Source organism: Streptomyces sp. NPDC102283 (assembly GCF_044766265.1).
Lineage (GTDB): Bacteria > Actinomycetota > Actinomycetes > Streptomycetales > Streptomycetaceae > Streptomyces.
Genome location: NZ_JBIWLQ010000032.1, coordinates 1 through 21,868, shown reverse-complemented (window position 1 = coordinate 21,868; position 21,868 = coordinate 1). Strand labels below are relative to the sequence as shown.

General features: G+C 72.0%; 22 protein-coding genes. 7 read left to right on the top strand and 15 right to left on the bottom strand.

From position 1 onward, the window contains the following. The first annotated feature begins 318 nt into the window (after positions 1–318). On the top strand, positions 319–987 hold the full coding sequence (locus ACIRJT_RS37265) for a potassium channel family protein (RefSeq protein WP_403918618.1): 669 nt from the start codon (positions 319–321) through the stop codon (positions 985–987). Next, positions 987–1,664 carry a TrkA family potassium uptake protein gene (locus ACIRJT_RS37260; RefSeq protein ID WP_032793112.1) on the top strand — a complete coding sequence of 226 codons (678 nt, stop codon included), beginning with the start codon at positions 987–989 and terminating at the stop codon, positions 1,662–1,664. Before ACIRJT_RS37265 ends, ACIRJT_RS37260 begins: the two co-directional genes overlap by 1 nt. Before the next feature lie 90 nt (positions 1,665–1,754). Here the strand turns inward: ACIRJT_RS37260 and ACIRJT_RS37255 are convergent, their stop codons facing one another. The 8 genes from ACIRJT_RS37255 to ACIRJT_RS37220 form a co-directional block, all read right to left on the bottom strand. After that, the gene (locus ACIRJT_RS37255; protein WP_403918615.1) at positions 1,755–2,546 is read right to left on the bottom strand and encodes a DUF3159 domain-containing protein; all 792 of its coding nucleotides are present in this window, start codon (positions 2,544–2,546) and stop codon (positions 1,755–1,757) included. Between the two features lie 3 nt (positions 2,547–2,549). Further along, positions 2,550–2,975 (bottom strand): OB-fold nucleic acid binding domain-containing protein, encoded by a 426-nt coding sequence (locus tag ACIRJT_RS37250; RefSeq protein WP_403918613.1) that lies wholly within the window; start codon positions 2,973–2,975, stop codon positions 2,550–2,552. A 75-nt stretch (positions 2,976–3,050) separates the two neighbouring features. Next, a complete protein-coding gene (locus ACIRJT_RS37245) occupies positions 3,051–3,746 on the bottom strand; it encodes a response regulator (RefSeq protein ID WP_403918611.1) in 696 nt (231 codons plus the stop codon). Positions 3,747–3,870: 124 nt separating this feature from the next. Beyond that, entirely contained in the window at positions 3,871–6,414 is a 2,544-nt protein-coding gene (locus ACIRJT_RS37240; protein WP_403918608.1) for a DUF4118 domain-containing protein, read from the bottom strand. A 181-nt stretch (positions 6,415–6,595) separates the two neighbouring features. Continuing rightward, positions 6,596–7,330, bottom strand: a complete 735-nt coding sequence (locus ACIRJT_RS37235) for an ABC transporter ATP-binding protein (RefSeq protein WP_403918605.1) — start codon at positions 7,328–7,330, stop codon at positions 6,596–6,598. 159 nt (positions 7,331–7,489) lie between these two features. After that, entirely contained in the window at positions 7,490–8,263 is a 774-nt protein-coding gene (locus tag ACIRJT_RS37230; protein ID WP_402103103.1) for a DUF3710 domain-containing protein, read from the bottom strand. A 1-nt stretch (position 8,264) separates the two neighbouring features. Beyond that, the gene (dut, locus tag ACIRJT_RS37225; protein WP_403918602.1) at positions 8,265–8,795 is read right to left on the bottom strand and encodes a dUTP diphosphatase; all 531 of its coding nucleotides are present in this window, start codon (positions 8,793–8,795) and stop codon (positions 8,265–8,267) included. Continuing rightward, complete coding sequence (locus ACIRJT_RS37220; RefSeq protein WP_050360243.1) at positions 8,792–9,376, bottom strand: PaaI family thioesterase; 585 nt, start codon at positions 9,374–9,376, stop codon at positions 8,792–8,794. The genes dut and ACIRJT_RS37220 overlap by 4 nt, the downstream gene beginning before the upstream one ends. A 58-nt stretch (positions 9,377–9,434) precedes the next feature. On the opposite strand from ACIRJT_RS37220, the gene ACIRJT_RS37215 reads away from it, so the two are divergent. Further along, positions 9,435–9,893, top strand: a complete 459-nt coding sequence (locus ACIRJT_RS37215; RefSeq protein WP_403918599.1) for a DUF3093 domain-containing protein — start codon at positions 9,435–9,437, stop codon at positions 9,891–9,893. Positions 9,894–9,932: 39 nt separating this feature from the next. On the opposite strand, the gene ACIRJT_RS37210 is transcribed toward ACIRJT_RS37215, so the two are convergent. The 4 genes from ACIRJT_RS37210 to ACIRJT_RS37195 form a co-directional block, all read right to left on the bottom strand. Further along, positions 9,933–10,886, bottom strand: coding sequence for a hypothetical protein (locus ACIRJT_RS37210; protein WP_403918597.1), 954 nt, complete (start codon positions 10,884–10,886; stop codon positions 9,933–9,935). 13 nt (positions 10,887–10,899) lie between these two features. Further along, positions 10,900–11,196, bottom strand: coding sequence for a DUF4193 domain-containing protein (locus ACIRJT_RS37205; protein WP_003965732.1), 297 nt, complete (start codon positions 11,194–11,196; stop codon positions 10,900–10,902). Positions 11,197–11,601: 405 nt separating this feature from the next. Then, positions 11,602–12,846 (bottom strand): sensor histidine kinase, encoded by a 1,245-nt coding sequence (locus ACIRJT_RS37200; RefSeq protein WP_403918594.1) that lies wholly within the window; start codon positions 12,844–12,846, stop codon positions 11,602–11,604. Positions 12,847–12,851: 5 nt separating this feature from the next. After that, complete coding sequence (locus tag ACIRJT_RS37195) at positions 12,852–13,505, bottom strand: response regulator transcription factor (protein WP_030577291.1); 654 nt, start codon at positions 13,503–13,505, stop codon at positions 12,852–12,854. 384 nt (positions 13,506–13,889) lie between these two features. Here ACIRJT_RS37195 and ACIRJT_RS37190 point away from each other — a divergent pair, with 384 nt between their 5' ends. Further along, the gene (locus tag ACIRJT_RS37190; protein ID WP_403918592.1) at positions 13,890–14,063 is read left to right on the top strand and encodes a hypothetical protein; all 174 of its coding nucleotides are present in this window, start codon (positions 13,890–13,892) and stop codon (positions 14,061–14,063) included. Positions 14,064–14,167: 104 nt separating this feature from the next. On the opposite strand, the gene ACIRJT_RS37185 is transcribed toward ACIRJT_RS37190, so the two are convergent. Then, positions 14,168–14,968: an inositol monophosphatase family protein gene (locus ACIRJT_RS37185; protein WP_361881325.1), complete on the bottom strand. Its 801-nt coding sequence runs from the start codon at positions 14,966–14,968 to the stop codon at positions 14,168–14,170. 45 nt (positions 14,969–15,013) lie between these two features. Next, positions 15,014–16,141 (bottom strand): ferrochelatase, encoded by a 1,128-nt coding sequence (locus ACIRJT_RS37180; RefSeq protein WP_403918589.1) that lies wholly within the window; start codon positions 16,139–16,141, stop codon positions 15,014–15,016. A gap of 221 nt (positions 16,142–16,362) precedes the next feature. On the opposite strand from ACIRJT_RS37180, the gene ACIRJT_RS37175 reads away from it, so the two are divergent. Further along, on the top strand, positions 16,363–17,607 hold the full coding sequence (locus ACIRJT_RS37175) for an MFS transporter (RefSeq protein ID WP_403918586.1): 1,245 nt from the start codon (positions 16,363–16,365) through the stop codon (positions 17,605–17,607). Further along, on the top strand, positions 17,567–18,886 hold the full coding sequence (locus ACIRJT_RS37170) for a D-arabinono-1,4-lactone oxidase (RefSeq protein WP_403918584.1): 1,320 nt from the start codon (positions 17,567–17,569) through the stop codon (positions 18,884–18,886). The genes ACIRJT_RS37175 and ACIRJT_RS37170 overlap by 41 nt, the downstream gene beginning before the upstream one ends. Before the next feature lie 90 nt (positions 18,887–18,976). Here ACIRJT_RS37170 and ACIRJT_RS37165 read toward each other — a convergent pair whose 3' ends face one another. After that, on the bottom strand, positions 18,977–20,032 hold the full coding sequence (locus ACIRJT_RS37165; protein WP_403918581.1) for a hypothetical protein: 1,056 nt from the start codon (positions 20,030–20,032) through the stop codon (positions 18,977–18,979). 575 nt (positions 20,033–20,607) lie between these two features. Between ACIRJT_RS37165 and sepH the strand changes: the two genes are divergently transcribed. Next, the gene (sepH, locus tag ACIRJT_RS37160; protein ID WP_403918578.1) at positions 20,608–21,705 is read left to right on the top strand and encodes a septation protein SepH; all 1,098 of its coding nucleotides are present in this window, start codon (positions 20,608–20,610) and stop codon (positions 21,703–21,705) included. The last annotated feature ends 163 nt before the right edge of the window (positions 21,706–21,868 follow it).

The following is a 21,868-nucleotide window of genomic DNA, read 5'->3' as shown; positions in this document are numbered from 1 at the left end:
AGGATCGTAAGCGGAGCCCGTGGCCGAAACGCACGCCCTTTCGACGTGGCCCCGCAATCTCCTGCGGTCGGCGGAGAACGCCCCGTCATTCTTTAACGCAATCCTTGCACTTGTTCGGCCTATTTTGCTTTCCCTTTGCCGGAGTGCGCGAGGATGCGGACACTCGGATGAGGGATCGACTTCCCCGGCGCTTAAGCTCGACACCGGGCCGCGCCGCGGGTGTGTGTCCCGTTGTTTGCCCAGCAAGCTGAGAGAGAAGTGTGAGCAGCGTGTTTTCGCAGGTCAGCCGGATGACCAGGACGGCGGGGTAGGCGCACAGTGCACATCGTCATCATGGGCTGCGGGCGCGTCGGAGCCGCTCTCGCACAGACCCTGGAACAGCAGGGGCACACCGTCGCGGTGATCGACCAGGACCCCACGGCGTTCCGTCGCCTCGGGTCCGGATTCGGCGGTCGCAGGGTCACCGGGGTCGGCTTCGACCAGGACACTCTCCGCGAGGCGGGTATCGAGGACGCCGGGGCGTTCGCCGCGGTCAGCAGCGGCGACAACTCGAACATCATCGCGGCCCGGGTGGCCCGCGAGATGTACTCCATCGAGAACGTCGCGGCGCGGATCTACGACCCTCGGCGCGCCGAGGTCTACCAGCGCCTCGGCATCCCCACCGTGGCGACGGTCCGCTGGACGGCGGACCAGATGCTGCGGCGGCTGCTGCCTTCGGGCGCCGAGCCCCTGTGGCGCGATCCGAGCGGAGGTGTGCAGCTCGCCGAGGTGCACACGACGCCCTCCTGGATCGGCCACAAGATCAGCACGCTCCAGGAGGAGACGGGGGTCCGTGTCGCCTTCCTCACCCGGTTGGGCGAGGCCATACTGCCCAGCTCGCAGACCGTCCTCCAGGAGGGCGACCTGGTCCACGTGATGATGCGTACGGACGAGATCGCCAAGGTCGAAGAGGCCTTCGCCCAGGGTCCCGAGGAGGACGGTCACTGATGCGTGTGTCGATTGCCGGGGCGGGCGCGGTGGGCCGTTCCATCGCCGCCGAGCTGCTGGAGAACGGGCATGAGGTGCTGCTGATCGACAAGGCGCCGACCGCCATCTCGGTGGAGCGGGTGCCGATGGCCGAGTGGCTGCTCGCGGACGCCTGTGAGATCACCTCGCTGGACGAGGCCGCGCTGCAGCGGTGCAACGTGGTCATCGCCGCGACCGGGGACGACAAGGTCAACCTGGTCGTCTCGCTGCTGGCCAAGACCGAGTACGGCGTGCCGCGCGTGGTGGCCCGGGTGAACAACCCGAAGAACGAGTGGCTGTTCAACGAGTCCTGGGGCGTGGACGTCGCCGTCTCGACGCCGCGCCTGATGTCGGCCCTGGTCGAGGAGGCGGTGAGCGTCGGCGATCTGGTCCGGCTGCTGCGCTTCAGCCACGGCGACGCCAACCTGGTGGAGCTGACCCTGCCGCCCGAGTCGGCGCTGGCAGGCACCCGGGTGGGGGACGTCGCCTGGCCCGAGGACACCTCGCTGGTGACGATCATCCGGGGTACGCGGGTGCTGACGCCGAGCCCGGAGGAGTCCCTGGAGGCCGGTGACGAGCTGCTGTTCGTGGCCGCCCAGGCGCGCGAGGAGCAGCTGGAGGACCTGTTGTCGGTCCGCCGCGATCCGTCGGAGGACTGACCGGCAGGACCGACAGGACCGACCAGGGGAAGGGGCCCGGAACCGCTGAGCGGTTCCGGGCCCCTTCCCCTGCGATGCCAGGTGTACGGGTCAGGCGTCCGGGGCGCGAGGCGCCGCGGCGGCCTGCGCCTTGCGCTCCTTCTCGGCCTGTTCCTCGGCCTCCATCTCGGCGAATACGTCGATGGGCGCCGGCGCCTTCGCGAGAAAGACCCAGGTCAGATAGACCGCGAGCAGGAACGGCGGGATCTTCAGCGCGATGAGCACCCAGCCGAACTCGGTGGTGTCGCCCCACCAGTAGAGCGGGAAGAGGATCGCGCACTTGGCCAGCAGGATGAAGCCCCAGGCGTAGCTGGCCTTGGTGTACGCCTTCTTCCGTCCCGGGTTACGGGTCCGCCAGGAGAGGTTCTCCTTGAAGACCGGGCCGAGGATCAGGCCGATCAGCGGCACCCCGGCCACCGCGGTGCCGATGTAGGCGACCGCGAGGCCCAGGGTGTAGAGCATGCCCGGCAGGTAGAAGTCCTTGGCGTCGCCCGTCATCTTCGCGAACAGAACGCCGAAGGCCACCCCGAAGACGCCGCTGAAGGCGTGCTTGACGGTGTCCCGGCGGATCAGCCGCACGGCGACGAGCGCCAGGGACACCGCCAGGGCCGCGAGGGCCGAGGCGTTCAGGTTCTTGTTGATGGTGAAGATCGTGACGAAAAGCAGCCCGGGCAGGACTGTCTCCACCATGCCGCGCACGCCGCCGAAGGCCTCGAAGAGGGCGGCCTCCGTTACGGCCTTCGCCTCGTCGTCCTGCTGGGCGGTGTGCCTCCCGCCGGCGTGCTGCGGGGCCGTACGGTGGGGCTGGTCCGTTTCGGACGTCGGCTTGTCGAGAGACGTCACCGGCTACTCCTTGGCGAGCGGTCGGAGTTCGTATGTGGGGTTGAACAGCACCCGGCGGCCATGGCTCATGGCGACCCGCCCCGAGGCGATGATCCTGCGGCCGGGCTCGATACCGACGATGGAGCGACGGCCGAGCCAGACCACGTCCAGCGGCTCGGTGCCGTCGAAGAGCTCCGCCTCCAGGGCGGGCACTCCGGCCCGGGGACGGAGGGTGACGGTCCGCAACGTACCAGCCACCTTCACGATCTGCCGATCGGAGCACTCGGAGATCCGGGTGCACCCGGTGGCCTGCGCGTCCTCCTGCAGCTCCCGGGACTCCAGGTCCTCCTGGGAGCTGGAGAGCCGGTCGAGCATACGGCGGAAGCGCCCGGAAGGTCTCGCCGCATTCCCGGCCTTCCCGGCTTTCTCGGATCGGGGAACAGCACTCATACCCGAAGGGTACCGGTCCTACGGGCGGTACACGGAGGCCCTGGGCGACCACTCGAAAGGATGACCCGGCGCCCGTCAGTCGCGCTCGAAGCGGTAGCCCATGCCCGGTTCGGTGACGAAGTGCCGGGGGTGCGAGGGGTCCGCCTCCAGCTTGCGGCGCAGCTGGGCCATGTAGACCCGCAGATAGTTGGTCTCGGTGCCGTAGGAGGGGCCCCAGACCTCCTGGAGGAGCTGCTTCTGGCTGACCAGACGGCCGCCGTTGCGGACGAGGACCTCCAGCAGATGCCATTCCGTGGGGGTGAGGCGTACGTCGCGCCCGGACCGGTGCACCTTCTTCGCCGCCAGGTCGACGGTGAAGCCCGCCGTCTCGACCAGCGCGAGGTCCTCGGCGCCGCCCTCCTGACCGACCGGTTCCGCACGGCGTACCGAGGCACGCAGCCGGGCCAGCAGCTCGTCCATGCCGAACGGCTTGGTGACGTAGTCGTCCGCCCCGGCGTCCAGGGCCTCCACCTTCTCGTCGGAGGTGTGGCGCGCGGAGAGTACGAGGATGGGCACCCGGGTCCAGCCGCGCAGGCCCCTGATCACCTCGACCCCGTCCATGTCGGGCAGCCCGAGGTCGAGGAGGACCACGTCGGGGTGGCGGGCGGCGGCGAGCTGGAGGGCGGTCGCCCCGTCGGGCGCGGCGTCGACCTCGTACTGGCGCGCCTTCAGGTTGATCACGAGGGCGCGGACGATCTGCGGCTCGTCGTCGACCACAAGCACCCTGGTCATCGCGGACCTGCCTTTCTGCTGCACGGGGAGGAGGGGAGAGCTGTGTACGGGGAGGAGGCGGCGGAGGGAGGCGTCCGGGGACGGGCGGCGTGCGCCCGGCGGCGTCCCGGGCCTCGGGAACGTGTCATGAGGTGGCCCGGGCCGGCAGCTCGGCCTCCGCCCGGACGCCGCCCGGCGCCGCGGTGAGGGTCAGGACCATGGTCAGCCCGCCGCCCGGGGTGTCCTCGGCGTCGAGGGTGCCGCCCATGGCCTCGGCGAAGCCCCGGGAGACGGCGAGGCCGAGGCCCACTCCGGCGCCGCGCGGGGCGTCCCCGTACCGCTGGAAGGGCTCGAAGATCCGGTCCTTGGCCTCGTCGGGGACGCCCCGGCCGCGGTCCACGACCCGTAGCTCGACCCGGCCGCCGAGGGCGCTGGCGGCCACGGCGACGGGCTCCTGGCCGGGGTTGTACTTGACGGCGTTCTCCACGATGTTGGCGACGACCCGCTCCAGGAGTCCCGGGTCGACGGCGACCATCGGCAGCGTCTCGGGGATGTCGAGGTCGACGCTGCCCTCCGGGACGCCGCCGAGCGCCATCGGGACCACCTCGTCGAGGTCGATCTCGCGGATCAGCGGGGTCACGGTGCCGGTCTGGAGGCGGGACATGTCCAGCAGGTTGCCGACCAGGTGGTCCAGCCGGTCGGCGCCGTCCTCGATGCCTTCCAGGAGCTCCGCCTCGTCCTCCTCGGACCAGGCCACGTCGTCGGAGCGCAGCGAGCTGACGGCGGCCTTGATGGAGGCCAGCGGGGTGCGCAGGTCGTGGCTGACGGCGGCGAGCAGGGCGGTCCTGATCCGGTTGCCCTCGGCGAGCCTGCGGGCCTGCTCGGCCTCCCCGACCAGGCGCTGGCGGTCCAGGACGACGGCGGCCTGGGCGGCGAACGCGCCGAGCACCCGGCGGTCCTCGGCGGGCAGCACCCGGCCGGAGAGCGCGAGGGCCATGTTGTCGCCGACCGGCATGTCCACGTCGGCGTCGTCGGGGCGGGTGACCGGGGCCGGCCCGACGGACCCGGCGCAGGTCCACGGCTCGACGTCGCTGCTGCGCTCCAGGAGGGCGACGGACTCCATGGCGAAGGTCTCGCGGACCCTCTCCAGCAGGGCGTCCAGGGCGGTCTCGCCGCGCAGCACGCTGCCCGCGAGGAAGGAGAGGATCTCCGACTCGGCGCGCAGCCGGGCGGCCTGGTGGGTCCGGCGAGCCGCCAGGTCGACCACGGAGGAGACCGCCACCGCCACCGCGAAGAAGATCACGATGGCGACGAGGTTCTCCGGGTCCTGGACGGTCAGGGTGTGGGTCGGCGGGGTGAACCAGTAGTTCAGCAGCATGGAGCCGACGGCCGCCGAGGCGAGCGCGGGCCGCAGTCCGCCGAGCAGGGCGGCGGCCACCGTCAGGAAGAGGAAGAGCAGGACGTCGTTGGCGAGGCCGGGGGCGTCCTCCATGGAGCGCAGCACCACCGCGAGCAGGACGGGGCCGACGACGCCGACGAGCCAGCCCCAGATGATCCGGGCGCGGCCGAGCCGGGCGCCGCGGGCCATGGGCAGACCGCGGCCCTTGGCGACCTCCTCGTGGGTGACGATGTGGACGTCGAGGTCGGGCCCCGACTCGCGGGCGACGGTCGCGCCGACCCCGGGACCGTAGATGTACTGCCAGGTCTTGCGGCGGCTGGAGCCCAGGACGATCTGGGTGGAGTTGACGCCGCGGGCGAACTCCAGCAGGGCGGCCGGTATGTCGTCGCCGATGACGTGGTGGAAGCTGCCGCCGAGGTCCTCGACCAGGGTGCGCTGGACGGCCAGCTCCTTCGGGGACGCGGAGGTCAGGCCGTCGCTGCGGGCGATGTAGACGGCGAGGATCTCGCTGCCGGAGCCCTTGGCCGCCATCCGGGCGGCGCGGCGGATGAGGGTGCGGCCCTCGGGTCCGCCGGTCAGTCCGACGACGATGCGTTCGCGGGCCTGCCAGGTGGTGCGGATGTTGTGCTCGCCCCGGTACTGCTGGAGGTACTCGTCGACCCGGTCGGCGACCCAGAGCAGCGCCAGCTCGCGCAGCGCGGTGAGGTTGCCGGGGCGGAAGTAGTTCGAGAGGGCCGCGTCCATCTTGTCGGGCTGGTAGATGTTCCCGTGCGCCATCCGGCGCCGCAGCGCCTGGGGCGACATGTCGACCAGCTCGATCTGGTCCGCCCGGCGCACCACCTCGTCCGGCACCGTCTCCCGCTGCCGCACCCCGGTGATCGACTCCACCACATCACCCAGCGACTCCAGGTGCTGGATGTTCACCGTGGATATGACGTCGATCCCGGCCCTCAGCAGCTCCTCGACGTCCTGCCAGCGCTTGGCGTTGCGCGAACCGGGAACATTCGTGTGCGCCAGCTCGTCCACCAGCGCCACCGCCGGCGCCCGCTCCAGCACCGCGTCCACGTCCATCTCCGTGAACACCGAGCCCCGGTACTCCAGCTCCCGACGCGGCAACAGCTCCAACCCGTGCAGCATGACCTCCGTCCGCGGCCGGTCGTGATGCTCCACGAATCCGATGACCACGTCGGTGCCCCGCTCCACCCGCCGGTGGGCCTCCGAGAGCATCGCGTACGTCTTGCCGACGCCCGGTGCCGCGCCCAGGTAGATCCGGAGTGTGCCGCGTCCCATGGCCCCATTGTCTTCTTCCGTCCGGCCCTGTCGTGTGGAGGGCCGGTGGCGCCCGGTGCGGCTGCCGTCCTCGACGCTACTCCGCCCGGGGCCGTGGTTCGGTCCCGGGAGTGCAGGTGGGGAGCGTATTGACGGAACTCTGATGCGCGCCGGAGCGGGCGGCGGGGGCGCTGGGGGAACGTCAGCCGTGTTCGACGATGTGGCCGTCGCTCAGCTCCAGGACCCGGTCGGCGAGGCCCAGCAGCTGAGGGTCGTGGGTGGCGACGAGGGCGGTGACGTTCTCGCTGCGGACGACCGCACGGAGCAGTTCCATCACGGCGAGCCCGGTCTCGGCGTCTAGCTGTCCGGTGGGCTCGTCGGCGATCAGGAGGGCGGGTCGGTTGGCGAGGGCGCGGGCGATGGCGACGCGCTGCTGCTGGCCACCGGAGAGCTCGCCCGGACGCTGCTCGGCGTGGTCGGCGAGGCCGACGAGGGAGAGCAGCAGCGCGACCCGCTCGTCACGCTCGGCCGGGTCGGCCCTGCGCAGCCGCAGGGGTACGCCGACGTTCTCGGCGGCGGTCAGGATCGGGATGAGGCCGAAGGACTGGAAGATGAAGCCGACCCGGTCCCGGCGCAGCTCCAGGAGCCCCTTCTCGCCGAGCCCCGCCAGCTCGGTGCCGTCGACGGTGATCCGGCCGTCGTCCGGGGTGTCCAGGCCGCCGACCAGGTTGAGCAGGGTGGTCTTGCCGGAGCCGGAGCGGCCCTTGAGCGCGACCAGTTCGCCGCGGGGGATCTCGAACGAGACCCCGCGCAGGGCGTGCACGGCCGCCGCTCCGCTCCCGTAGGAGCGGTGCAGGTCCTCGACCGTGACCATGACCGTGCGGGCCGGGTCCTCGGCCAGGGCCGTGCCGGACTGCCCGCTGGTGCTCTCGGTCATCATGCTCCCCCGTACTCACGTGCTCACGTGGCCTGCGTCGTCGCCCGCCAGTATGTGCGTGCGGCACACGGCCGGGCAATGGCCGGTGGGCCGCACCCGCGGAAAGGGTGCGGCCCACCGGCCTGTGCTGCGACTACCGCGAAGTCCCGCCGCGTACCGCTAGCGAACCTCGGTGATCTCGGGCCCGCGCTGGAGCTGGCCCATGCCGCCGGAGAACTTCGAGCTCTCCTGGTCCTCCTGCTGCACACCCTCGGGCACCATCTGGGCGTCGTTGGGGAGCTTGAGGACGATCGGGTCGCGGGGAGCCATCGGGCCGTCGCCGCGGACGACCACGGTGTCCCGGAAGATCGTCTCCAGCAGCCCGGCGGCCTCCGGCTGGACGGCGCCCTGGCCGGAGATCACTCCGCGCAGGAACCAGCGCGGCCCGTCGACGCCGACGAAGCGCACGAGCTGCACACCGCCCGTGCCGTCGGGAAGCTGTACGGGGACCTGCGCGCGCAGCTCCCAGCCCAGCGGGCCCTCGACCTCGTCGATGATGCCGCCCTGCTGGGTGATGCCCGAGGCGATCTCGTCGCGGACCTCGCCCCAGATGCCCTCTTTCTTGGGGGCCGCGAAGGCCTGCAGCTGAACCGCGCTGTCGCGCAGCACCACGGTGGCGGCGACGATCGCGTCCCCGGCCACCTCGACGCGCAGTTCCATGCCCTCGACCCCGGGGACGAAGATGCCTCCCAGGTCGACCCGGCCCTCGCCGGGCTGGGTGACCTCGGTGCTGTCCCAGGGTCCGTCCGGCCTGGGGGCCGGCGGAAGGTTCATCCGACGGGTGCCCTTGGCGGCGCCGTCACTGCCCCCGGGCTCGTCGGCGACCTGCTCGGCCTCGCGCACCTCGTCCGCCTCGTCCTCGGCGGAACCACTCTTCTTGCGACGTCCGAACACGTCACTGTCCTTCCCGGTCGGATACGACCGAAGCGTAGCTGTTCCCACCGTGGGTGATCCCGCCCTCGGCGCCGTCCACCGACGCGTGGCCGCCGGTGGACCCGAAGCCCCCTTCGGCCCGCGCCGAGCCGGGAAGTTCCGCCACCTCGTGGAAGCGCACCTTCTCGACCTGCTGGACAACCAATTGGGCAATCCGGTCGAACCGCTCGAATCGCACGCTCTCGCGTGGATCGAGGTTGACCACGATCACCTTGATCTCCCCACGGTACCCGGCATCAACCGTCCCTGGGGCATTCACGAGGGCCACTCCGCAGCGGGCCGCGAGGCCGGAGCGCGGGTGGACGAACGCGGCGTACCCGTCGGGCAGGGCGATCGACACCCCGGTGGGGAGCACCGCGCGCTCGCCGGGGGCGAGTTCGGCGGCCTCGGTGGTCACCAGGTCGGCCCCGGCGTCGCCCGGGTGCCCGTACGCCGGAATCGGCACCTCCGGGTCGATGAGGCGGATCAGTACGTCGACGGGGTTGCGGGTCACGGGTTCACCTCGAACGCGCGGGCGCGCCTGACCTGGTCGGGGTCGGACATGGCGGCCTGGATCTCGGCGGGCCTGCCGTTGTCGATGAAGTGGTCGACCTTGACCTCGATGAAGAGGGCGTCGGCCCGGACCGCGACGGGCCCGTCGGGGCCGCCGATCCGGCCGGTGGCGGTGGAGTAGATCTTCCGGCCGTGCACGGCGGTGATCCGGGCGTCGAGGTGCAGCACGGTGTCCACGGGGACGGGCCGGACGAAGTCGGTCTCCAGCCGTCCGGTCACCGCGATCGTGCGCAGCAGCCAGTTCAGCGAGCCGAGGGTCTCGTCCAGCGCCGTGGCGAGCACGCCGCCGTGGGCGAGGCCGGGAGCGCCCTGGTGGGCGGGCTGCACGGTGAACTCGGCGGTGACGCTCACCCCCTCACCGGCCCGCGCCATCAGGTGCAGTCCGTGCGGCTGCCCCCCGCCGCAGCCGAAACAGTGTTCGTAGTGCGCTCCGAGAAGTTCGCCCGGGGCGGGCGCGTCGGGGTGCCGGACCGGCGCGACGGCGTCGGCCGGGGGTGTCAGAGCCGCTGATGTTCCACTCACAGGCGCAGACCTTACCCGCGCGGCGGTCCGCCGGTCGCGCCGTGCCAAGCTTGGTTCCATGCAGCCTTCCGCACCGCCCTTCGACGAACGTCTCACCGCGCCCCGCTCCTGGTGGTTCATCGCCTTCGGGGTCGGTATCGCCTGCGCTCTGATGCTTCTGCCGCTGGGCACCCTGCCGCTGCTCGCCGGGCTGGCCGGCGGCACGGTCGCCGCCGCGCTCCTGGTGAGCAGCTACGGCTCCGCCCGGATCCGGGTGGTGGCGGGGGCGCTCGTCGCCGGCGACGCACGGATCCCGCTGTCGGCGCTCGGCGAGCCCGAGGTGCTGGACGCCGAGGAGGCGCGGGCCTGGCGCACGCACAAGGCCGACGCCCGTGCGTTCATGCTGCTGCGCGGCTATGTGGAGACGGCGGTGCGGGTCGAGGTCACGGACCCGCAGGACCCGACTCCGTACGTCTACCTCTCGACCCGGGACCCGCAGGGCCTGGCGGCGGCGCTGAGCACCGTCCCGACGGCCTGAGCGCCGCCGAGACCCTGACGCGAGGGCCCCGAAGGGGGCTCAGGGGCCCTCGATCTCCTTGGGCAGTTCGGCCGGGTCCAGGGGCTGTTCCAGCGGAGGCAGCGCGGGCAGCCGGTCCCAGCGGATCCGGTCCTTGCGCAGGTCGTTCCTGATCCGGTCGGCGAGCTTGCGGGTGTCACGGCGGTTCATCGTGGCGCCGACGGCGGCGCCGATCATGAACGGGATCAGGTTGGGCAGATTGCGCGCCATGCGCTTCATGATCTGCTGGCGCAGTTCGCGCTTCAGCTGGCCGCCCAGCGCGGCGTTGAGCGTGGTGGGGCGCGTGATGTCGATGCCGCGCTCCTCCGTCCACGACGTCAGATACGCGGTGCTGCGCTGGCCGATATTGCCGGGAGGCCGGCGGCCGTAGACCTCGTGGAGCTCGGCGACGAGCTTCATCTCGATCGCGGCGACGCCGGTCACCTCCGCCGCCAGCTCGGCGATCATGGCGGGTGGTACGGGCATCATGGCGGCGGCCCCGATGCCCGCGCCGACGGTCGCGGTGGCCCGGCAGGCTCCCGTGACCAGCTTGTCGGCCAGCTCCTCGGGCCCCAGCCCCGGGAACTGCTTCCGCAGGGTGGCGAGGTCGCGCACCGGCACGCGCGGGGCCGTGTCGATGATGCGGTCGGCCAGCTGTGCGGCCAGTGCCTTCGCGCCGTCCCGGCCCTTGCTCACACCCCGTTTCACTGCGTGCAGGCGGCCCCCGGTCGTGGGCTCCGCCTGGTCCTGCTCCGCGGACCGGTCCGGCGACGCTGCCGCCCCGGCCACCTCGAGCGAGGCCGAACGGCCCCGCTCGTCGTCGGAACTGCCGGAGTGATCCGGCAGGGTGGCGGACCGCTCGGCAGACGCGTTACCGCCTTCTGCCGGGCCTGTGCCGCCTGTACCGTCCTGGTTCGCCTCCGGGCCGTGCCGGCGCCAGGGGCGCCGCTTCCGGAACGGTGTATCGCCTGCCACGGCCGACCCGACCTCAGTCGCAGTCGCGGCAGATGGGCTGACCGTTCTTCTCGCGGGCCAGCTGGCTGCGGTGGTGCACCAGGAAGCAGCTCATGCAGGTGAACTCATCGGCCTGCTTGGGCAGCACCCGGACGGCCAGCTCCTCGTTGGAGAGGTCCGCGCCGGGCAGCTCGAGTCCTTCGGCCGCGTCGAATTCGTCGACGTCGACGGCGGATGCCGTCTTGTCGCTCCGACGCGCCTTGAGCTCTTCGAGGCTGTCCTGGTCCACGTCGTCGTCGGTCTTGCGTGGGGTGTCGTAATCCGTTGCCATGTCGCTCTCCCCCTCTTGGGTGTCTACGGGTGTCTCAGCGCACGTAACGCGTGAGAGGCCGGACTTGTGCCCGACCTGAGGCGGAGATTTTGCCTCACATCAAGGTCTGTTACTCAATCGACACCCAACCGGGCGCCTCGACGAGGCTCGGCTTGGGTGGCGATGGGGACCGTACACGGTCCCGACTGCGCAGTTCACGGGTACCACCCCGTGTACTTCCCGTGATAACGATCCTCGAAAACCCGGACGATTACCGGCTTTCCGACAGAGTCGCGATCACGGAGAGTAGATGACCGGAAAATCGACTCTGTGATCGATCACACATGACCCACCCGGGAACGGGTCCTGAAAATTCCGCCCAAAGCGAACATGAAGATTCGGTGCAGAGTCACATCGTGCAGCCTCTCAGACCGGCAGGGTGACGCGCATCACGAGACCGCCGCCCTCGCGGGGCTCCGCGATGATACGGCCTCCATGGGCCCGCGCGACGGACCGGGCGATCGACAGGCCGAGCCCGACACCCTTGTCGCTGCCCGTGCGCTCCGTACGCAGCCGCCTGAAGGGCTCGAAGAGGTTGTCGATCTCGTAGGCCGGGACCACCGGGCCGGTGTTCGAGACGACGAGCAGGGCCTGGCCGTCCCGCACCTCGGTGGTGACCTCCACCCAGCCGTCCACGGGCACGTTGTAGCGCACGGCGTTCTGTACGAGGTTCAGCGCGATCCGCTCCAGCAGGACGCCGTTGCCCTGGACCACCGCCGTGGCCCGCTCGCCCCGGATCTCGACCTTCTTCGCCACCGCCTCCGACCGAGCCTGGTCGATGGCGCGCTCGGCGACCTCAGCGAGGTCGACCGGCTTGCGCTCGACGATCTGGTTGTCGCTGCGGGCCAGCAGGAGCAGTCCCTCGACGAGCTGCTCGCTGCGCTCGTTGGTGGCCAGGAGGGTCTTGCCGAGCTGCTGGAGCTCCGGCGGGGCCTCCGGGTCGGAGAGATGGACCTCCAGCAGGGTGCGGTTGATCGCCAGCGGGGTGCGCAGCTCGTGCGAGGCGTTGCCGACGAACCGCTGCTGCGCGGTGAAGGCCCGCTCCAGCCGGTCCAGCATGTCGTCGAAGGTGTCCGCCAACTCCTTCAGCTCGTCGTCCGGGCCGTCCAGCTCGATCCGGCGGGTGAGGTCGGTCCCGGCCACCCGGCGCGCGGTCCGGGTGATCCGGCCGAGCGGGGACAACACGCGTCCGGCCATCGCGTAGCCGAAGGCGAAGGCGATCACGCTGAGGCCGACCAGCGCCAGCAGCGAACGGTTGAGCAGGGTGTCCAGCGCCTGTTTGCGCTGCGACTCGTTGCACGCCTTGAGCGCCGCGTTCGCCTCGTCCGCCGAGAGCCCCGGCGTGAGGGCGGGACAGGCGTTGTTGGTGAGCTGGATCTTGCTGTCGGGCAGCAGCTTGAACGGCAGATCCGTGCCGACGTGCAGCGCCTGCGCCGCCAGCATGTAGATGATCGACAGCAGCACGATGCCCGCGATCAGGAACATCCCGCCGTACAGCAGCGTGAGCCGTATCCGGATGGTCGGGCGCAGCCAGGGGTACGGGGGCTCCTGCTGCTTGGGCTCCCAGGTGGGTTTCGGAGGCGCCGCGGAGGGCCCGGGGGTGGTGGCCATGGTCCTCAGATCCGGTATCCGGAGCCCGGCACGGTGACGATGACGGGCGGTTCGCCGAGCTTGCGGCGGAGCGTCATGACCGTGACGCGCACCACGTTGGTGAAGGGGTCGGTGTTCTCGTCCCAGGCCTTCTCCAGCAGCTGCTCCGCCGAGACGACCGCGCCCTCGCTGCGCATGAGGACCTCCAGCACCGCGAACTCCTTCGGGGCGAGCTGGATCTCCGCCTCGTCGCGGAAGACCTCGCGGCGGTTCGGGTCGAGCTTGATGCCGGCGCGCTCCAGGACCGGCGGCAGCGCCACCGTCGTGCGGCGGCCCAGCGCGCGCACCCGGGCGGTCAGCTCGCTGAAGGCGAAGGGCTTGGGCAGATAGTCGTCCGCGCCCAGCTCCAGGCCTTCGACCCGGTCGCTGACATCGCCGGACGCGGTGAGCATGAGCACCCGGGTGGGCATGCCGAGTTCGACGATCCTGCGGCATACGTCGTCCCCGTGCACCACCGGGAGGTCCCGGTCCAGCACGACGACGTCGTAGTCGTTGACCCCGATGCGCTCCAGGGCCGCGGCACCGTCGTAGACGACGTCGACGGCCATGGCCTCCCGGCGCAGTCCGGTGGCCACCGCATCGGCGAGCAGTTGCTCGTCCTCGACGACGAGTACGCGCACGGCGCAGTCCTTCCTTCGGTCCTTCGATGGGTTTCACAGAGCAGACGGCCCACGTGGGGCCCGCCCGGACACGGGCGGCAAGGGCCGACTGTGCGCCTCCATCCTGCCCGCAACACGCATAAACCGGCGGTAAGGCGGCGGCGCCCGGACCTCCCGGCGGCGGCCCACCGGGAAACCGGCGGATTTCCGGGCCAGTTGAGGTTTCTCCGAACCCCGGCGCGGGGAAGAGGGGTTCACACCCGCGATCACGCCTGTCACGTGGCATGCCACTGCCCGCTCTCTTTTCCCCGGAGCGGCGGCGCGATCACCCGCTCCTCCGGCCCCCCGGCCGGGGGGATCCCGGGCACACCCCCGTGCCACCTACCCACGATGAGGGGGCGCATCATGGACGCTTTCACCGCAGGTCTGCTGCAACGCATCAAGACGACCGAGACCGTCCTCACCCGGGCGCGCGAGGACGGCGACGACTTCCTCGCGGACGTCGAGCAGGGCGAGCTGGACGATCTGCGCCGGCTCGCCGCCGAGCACGGCGTGGAGATCGGCGCCACCACCGTCTGAGCCGTACGCCGCGGGGCCCCGGACACCGTCAGGGTGTCCGGGGCCCCGCGGCGTGTACGGCGGCCTCAGGCCCCCCGCCAGGGCCTTCCTCGGGGCGGGGCCCGTCAGTCGTGCCAGGCGCCCAGCTCGTCGAGTGCGGCCTGCAGCGGCTCGAAGACGCCGGGGGTGGCGGCCACCGTCAGGTCGCCGTCGGCGGGCAGCCCCGGACGACCACCGGTCAGCGCGCCCGCCTCCCGGGCGATGAGGTCTCCCGCCGCCAGGTCCCAGGGGTGCAGCCCGCGCTCGTAGTAGCCGTCCAGCCGGCCCGCCGCCACGTCGCAGAGGTCGACGGCCGCCGAGCCGCTGCGCCGGATGTCCCGGAGCCGGGGGATCAGCTGCTGGGCGATGTCCGCCTGGTGGGCGCGGACGTGTCCCACGTAGTTGAAGCCGGTCGAGACGAGTGCCTGGTCCAGCGGCGGGGCGGGGCGGCAGCGCAGGGCTTCGCCGTTCGCGAACGCACCGCCGCCGAGGACCGCCCGGTAGGTCTCCCGGCGCATCGGGGCCTCGACGACGCCCACGACCCGCTCCCCGTCGCGCTCGGCGGCGATGGAGACCGCCCACGTGGGCAGACCGTAGAGGTAGTTCACCGTGCCGTCGAGCGGGTCGATGACCCAGCGGATGCCGGTGCTGCCCGGGGAGCTGGCCCCCTCCTCGCCGAGGAAGCCGTCGTCGGGGCGGAAGTCGGAGAGGTAGCCGGTGATCAGCTTCTCGGCGGCGATGTCCATCTCGGTGACCACGTCGATGGGGCTGGACTTGGTCGCGGCCACCCCCAGGTCGGCCGGGCGGCCGTCGCGCAGCAGGGCTCCGGCCCGGCGGGCGGCCTCCAGGGCGAGGTCGAGCAGTTCGGACAGGGCGGGGTCGGTCACGGCGCTCCCAAGGGGTCGGTGCGTACGGGCAGGCGGTCCTACGGGCTACGCGTACGGGCTGTCGGCGCCCGCGGCGGCGGGTTTCGGGGCCCGGGCGGGGCAGCAGCCGACGGGACAGAGGTCGTGGGAGGGCCCCAGGGACCCCAGCGCGCAGCGCTCAACCTCCCGGCCGCGTTCGGTCGCGGCGCGCTCCAGGAGCAGCTCCCGTACGGCGGCGGCGAAGCGCGGATCGTCGCCCACCGTGGCGGACCGGCGGACCGGCAGACCGATCTCGGCGGCCTTCGCGGTGGCCTCGGTGTCGAGGTCGTACAGCACCTCCATGTGGTCCGAGACGAAGCCGATGGGCGCCATCACGACCGCGGGAGCTCCCTCGTCGCTCAGGGTCTCCAGGTGGTCGCAGATGTCGGGCTCCAGCCACGGGATGTGCGGGGCGCCGCTGCGGGACTGGTAGACGAGCCGCCACGGGTACGCGATCCCGGTCTCCTCGCGCACCGCCTCGATGATCAGCCGGGCCACGTCGAGGTGCTCGGCGACGTACGCGCCGCCCTCGCCGTGCGCGTCGGCCGGGCCCGAGGCGTCGGCGGCGGACGTCGGGATGGAGTGGGTGGTGAACGCGATGTGCGCGCCCGCGCGGACGTCCTCGGGGAGGTCGGCGAGCGAGGCGAGGACGCCGTCCGCCATGGGCGTCACGAAGCCGGGGTGGTTGAAGTAGTGCCGCAGCTTGTCGACCCGGGGCACGGTCAGCCCCTCGGCCTCCAGTACCGCCAGCGACTCGGCGAGGTTCTCGCGGTACTGGCGGCAGCCGGAGTACGAGGCGTAGGCGCTGGTGGCGAGGACGGCGATCCTGCGGTGCCCGTCGGCGGCCATCTCGCGCAGGACGTCGGTCAGATACGGGGCCCAGTTGCGGTTGCCCCAGTGGACCGGGAGATCCAGGCCGTGCTCGGCGAAGTCCTCGCGCAGCGCGTCGAGCAGGGCGCGGTTCTGCGCGTTGATCGGGCTGACTCCGCCGAACAGGAAGTAGTGCTTGCCCACCTCCTTGAGGCGTTCCTCGGGGATGCCGCGGCCGCGGGTCACGTTCGCCAGGAACGGGACCACGTCGTCCGGGCCCTCGGGACCGCCGAAGGAGAGCAGCAGCAGGGCGTCGTAGGGAGCGGGATCGCGCAGATCGGACATGGCATCGATCCTGCCACCCGCCTCCGGCAGGGCGGCAACCGACATCCGACGCCCCGTCGGAAAGACCGGCCGGAAGGCCCGGGAAGGCCGGCAATCCCGGCGGTCGGGCAGCCGCGCCGCTCCCCGGGCCACCGCCCGGAATCCGGTGTCCGGAACGTCCGGTCGGCCGTAAGCTGTCTCGGCCAGCTATACGCCTGACAGGCACGCGACCGGAGTACCCCTTGCCCAGCCCCTACCGCGCCATCTTCTCCGCCCCCGGCTCCAAGGAATTCTCCGCGGCGGGCTTCTTCGGCCGGATGCCGTTGTCCATGATGGGCATCGGCGTCGTCACCATGATCTCCCAGCTCACCGGCCGCTACGGGCTGGCCGGGGCGCTCTCCGCGACCCTGGCGATGTCGGCGGCGGTCTGCGGCCCCCAGGTCTCCCGGCTGGTCGACCGCTACGGGCAGCGCCGGGTGCTCCGACCGGTCACGCTGGTCGCGGTGGCGGCGGTGGCGGGCCTGCTGATCTGCGCCCAGCAGGGGGCTCCGGAGTGGACGCTGTTCGTCTTCGCGGCGGGCGCGGGCTGTGTGCCGAGCGTGGGGTCGATGATCCGGTCCCGCTGGGCGGAGATCTACCGGGGCTCCAGCCGGGATCTGCACACCGCGTACGCGTGGGAGTCGATCGTCGACGAGGTGTGCTTCATCTTCGGCCCGATCATCTCCATCGGTCTGTCCACCGCCTGGTTCCCGGAGGCGGGGCCGCTGATCGCCGCCGGCTTCCTGCTGGTCGGCGTCTTCTGGCTGACCGCGCAGCGGGCGACCGAGCCGGTGCCGCACCCGAAGTCGCAGCACACCGGGGGCTCGGCACTGCGCTCGCGGGGGCTCCAGGTCCTGGTGGCCACCTTCGTGGCGACGGGCGCGATCTTCGGGGGCGTGGACGTAGTGACCGTGGCCTTCGCCGAGGAGCGCGGGCACAAGGCCGCCGCCTCCCTGGTGCTGGCCGTCTACGCGCTCGGTTCGTGTCTCGCGGGGGCCGTGTTCGGGCTGCTGCACCTGAAGGGGAACCCTTCGACCAGGTGGCTGGTGGGTGTCTGTGCGATGGCCGTGAGTATGATCCCCCTCCTACTGGCCGGGAACCTTCCGTTGCTGGCCGTGGCGCTCTTTGTCGCGGGCCTCGCCATCGCACCGACGATGGTCACCACCATGGCCCTCGTCGAAGCGCACGTACCGCGCACCAAGCTGACCGAGGGCATGACCTGGACCAGTACCGGGCTCGCTGTCGGAGTGGCGCTCGGCTCCTCGGCCGCCGGCTGGGTGGTCGACGCCGCCGGGGCGAAGGCGGGGTACGCGGTGCCCGTCGTGGCGGGAGCGCTCGCGGCGGCGGTGGCGGTCCTGGGATATCGCCGGCTGGCCGGGCCGGCTGCGACGGGAGGGCGCGGGGAAGATGACCGACACCTACGCACGGACGACGAACGCGTGGCGTAACTGGGCGGGCACCGTCACCGCCCGGCCCGCCCGTACCGAGTCCCCCGCGTCCGTGGACGAGCTCGCGGACGTGCTGCGCCGGGCCGGCGCGGAGGGCCTGCGGGTGAAGCCGGTCGGCGCGGGCCACTCCTTCACGGCGGCGGCCGCCACGGACGGGGTGCTCATACGCCCCGACCTGCTCACCGGGATCCGGGACATCGACCGCGCGTCGATGACCGTGACGGTGGAGGCGGGGACTCCGCTCAAGCGGCTCAACACCGCACTCGCCCGCGAGGGCCTGTCGCTCACGAACATGGGCGACATCATGGAGCAGACGATCGCCGGGGCGACCTCCACCGGCACGCACGGCACGGGCCGGGACTCGGCGTCGATAGCGGCGCAGATCCGCGCACTGGAGCTGGTCACCGCCGACGGCACGGTCCTGGTCTGCTCGGAGCGGGAGAACCCGGAGGTGTTCGCCGCGGCCCGGATCGGGATCGGCGCCCTCGGGGTGATCACCGCCGTCACCCTCGCCGTGGAGCCGATCTTCCTGCTGACGGCACGCGAGGAGCCGATGAGCTTCGACCGGGTCACCGCGGACTTCGATGCCCTGGTCGCCGAGAACGAGCACTTCGAGTTCTACTGGTTCCCGCACACCGGGAACTGCAACACCAAGCGCAACAACCGCAGCGCCGGTCCGTCCGCCCCGCCCGGGAGGGTGAGCAGCTGGATCGACGACGAGCTGCTGTCCAACGGGGTCTTCCAGGTCGCCTGTTCGCTCGGCCGCGCGGTCCCGGCGACGATCCCCTCGATCGCCAGGCTCTCCAGCCGGGCGCTGTCGGCGCGTACGTACACCGACATCCCGTACAAGGTGTTCACCAGCCCGCGCCGCGTGCGGTTCGTGGAGATGGAGTACGCCGTTCCGCGGGAGCGGGCGGTGACGGTGCTGCGGGAGCTGAAGGCCATGGTCGAGCGGTCACCGCTGAAGATCAGCTTCCCGGTCGAGGTGCGCACCGCTCCGGCCGACGACATGGCCCTGTCGACCGCCTCGGGCCGGGACAGCGCCTACATCGCCGTGCACCTCTACAAGGGCACGCCGCACCGGTCGTACTTCACCGCGGTCGAGCGGATCATGACCGCGCACGCCGGCCGCCCGCACTGGGGCAAGATCCACACCCGCGACGCGGCCTATCTGGCGGAGGTCTACCCGCGCTTCGGCGAGTTCACCGCGCTGCGCGACCGGCTGGACCCGGACCGCCTGTTCGGCAACGACTACCTGCGGCGCGTGCTCGGCGACTGAGTTCACAGGCTTCCGGTACGCCGTCGGCCCCGGTCCTCTCCCTGCGGAGGGGGGCCGGGGCCGACGTGGTGTGCGCGGTACGCGGGTGGGTCACTCGGCGTCGGCGCCGGGCGGGGCCTGCTCCCCCTGCCCGGGAGCGACGCCCGTGCCGGTCGAGGGCTCGCCGGTTCCGGCGTCGTCGGACGGCGACGGGGCGGGCGGCACGGGGTCGGGTGTGGTCCCGCCGGCGGAGCCGGAGGGCGTCGGCGTGGGAGTGGACCCGGTGCCCGGGTTCTCGCCGCCCGTGCCCGTCCCGGGGCCGGGGCTCTCACTGCTGCCGCCGTCCCGCTCCGTATCGGGGCCGGAGCCGGTGCCGTCACCCGGGGTCGGACCCTGCTCGTCCGCTCCGCCGTCCCGGTCGGTGTCCCCGGAGGGTGTGGGGTCGGCAGGTCCGGAGTCCTGGTCGCCGCCACCGCCTCGCACGACGGAGCTGAGGGTGGTGCCCTGGCCGCCGCTCAGGTCGTTGCCCGAGATCATCTCGAACGCGGTGATCCCGGCCATGGAGACGGCGAAGACCGCGGCGGCCGCGAGCGCGGGCCGCTTCCAGCCTCGCAGCCTCGTTCCGTGGGTGACGCCCTCGCCGAACGCGTCCTCGCCGGCGGCCGTGCCCACCGCGGGCCGCGGGATCATCCGCGTACGGTCGGCGGCGTGCGGCAGCATCTGCGTACGGTCGGCTCCGGGCTCCGCGCCCGGCGCGACACGGAGCATCCGGGTGCGCGCGTCGCCGAGGTCCAGCAACTGCGTCCGGTCGGTGTCGACCGGCTTCAGCAGCTGCGTGCTCTCCGCGTCCGGGATCACCTCCGGGACCGCGCCCGGGTCGACCGTGGGCAGCACCGTGGTGGCGTCCTCGGCCGGCTCCGGCTCGGACCGCCTGGCGGCGCCTCTGTGCCCGGCGGGCGTCGTCTCCTTGGTGTGCACCGTCACCTGGCGGCCCTCCGGGTGGGTCACCTGGACCGTCACCTCGCGGATCTGCTCGCCGGTGCGGCGGAAGAAGTGCTGGAAGACCGAGCCGCCACAGGTGGCGACGACGCTCATCACGCCCGCTCCCGCGATCGTGCCGTACACGCCCAACTGCGAGGCCAGCACGGCCGCCGCGACGGCTGCCACGGCACTCCCGGCGACCTGCGGGAGGCTCAGATCTATGCGCCTTTCCTTGGGTTCTGTGTCACTTTCCGGCGTATGAACCATTACCAGCCCCTGCTTGACATCTCTCCCACCATGCAACAGGAAGGGACAAATGAGCGAAGTGGATAGTTCCGTTTCCGGAGATTGTGTGAAGCACAACACGCATCGGGGGCGTTTCACGGAGAACTGGGTAACTCAACTCCCGCGCCCCACGAGAAGTTCGGCGGCGCGCCGGTCCACCTCGATGGCTCGAATGGAGTACTGTGACGAGCCCTGGGGCGGACTCCGACGTGGGAATCCGCAGCCACCGGAGAGTCCGACGGCACCACTCGAACCGACGGCGTGAAGGCATCACACGGATGCCTGCTGCACAGAGCGGCCAAATCGGTCGCTTTGGGGTGCAATGGGTAACCGTGTCATGGTGGTGCACCAGGACGAGCGCCCGACACGCCGGGCAACTTGGCAAGGTTGTGGCAGGCTGCACCCGGGCAGGTCACACTCGACTAGCGGAAGCAGCGACGCACGTGACGTCGGCAGGCACCACCCGGGAGGTCCCCATGCCCGAACTGCGTGTCGTGGCCGTCTCCAACGACGGCACACGACTGGTGCTCAAGGCTGCGGACAGCACGGAGTACACGCTTCCGATCGATGAGCGGCTGCGCGCCGCCGTGCGCAACGACCGCGCCCGGCTCGGCCAGATCGAGATCGAGGTGGAGAGCCACCTCCGTCCCCGCGACATCCAGGCCCGCATACGGGCCGGTGCCTCCGCGGAGGAGGTCGCCCAGTTCGCGGGCATCCCCGTCGACCGTGTACGCCGCTTCGAGGGCCCCGTGCTCGCGGAGCGCGCCTTCATGGCCGAGCGGGCCCGGAAGACTCCCGTGCGCCGTCCCGGCGAGAACACCGGCCCTCAACTCGGCGAAGCGGTGCAGGAGCGTCTCCTGCTGCGCGGCGCCGACAAGGAAACCGTCCAGTGGGACTCGTGGCGTCGCGACGACGGCACCTGGGAGGTCCTGCTCGTCTACCGGGTCGCCGGTGAGCCGCACTCGGCGAGCTGGACGTACGACCCGCCCCGGCGGCTGGTCCAGGCCGTGGACGACGAGGCGCGCTCGCTGATCGGCGAGACCGACGACGTCGCCGCGCCCGAGCCCAGCTTCCCGTTCGTGCCCCGGATCGCCCGGCTGCCGCGCGACCGGCCGCTGGACCGGAGCCTCGACCGGCAGCTCGACCGCGACCGACCGCTGGACCGGGCCCTGGACCGGCAGATCGAGCGGCCCGCTCCGGCCGCCGCCGAGCCCGAGGAGTACGTGAGCAGTGCCTCGGCCGGTGAGCGCGACTCGCTGACCAGCCTGCTGGAGGCGGTGCCGAGCTTCCGCGGCGACATGGTCGTCCCCGAGCGGCCCACCCAGCCCGAGCCGCCCGCGCTCGAACCGGCGGAGGAGACGGAGGCGGACGAGCCGCCGGCCGCCGCCTCGGCCGGCGCGGGGTCCGCGTACGCGGATGTGCTGATGCCCCGGGCGGTGGCCGGTCACCGCGACCGGCTGACCGGGACGACGGACCGTCAGGCGGAGGCGGACGGAGTCCGGCCGGGCCGCCGGGCCGCCGTGCCGAGCTGGGACGAGATCGTCTTCGGCACCCGGCGCAAGAAGCAGGACTGACCGGGAATGACCACCGGTGGCAGCGGGGGGGGGGGGGGGGGGGGGGGGGGGGGCCCCCCCCGCCCCCCGCCCCCCCCCCCCCCCCCGCGCCCCCCGGGGCCGGCCCCCCCCGCCGCCCCCCCGCGCCCCCCGCCCCCGGCCCCGCCCCCCCCCCCCCCCGCCC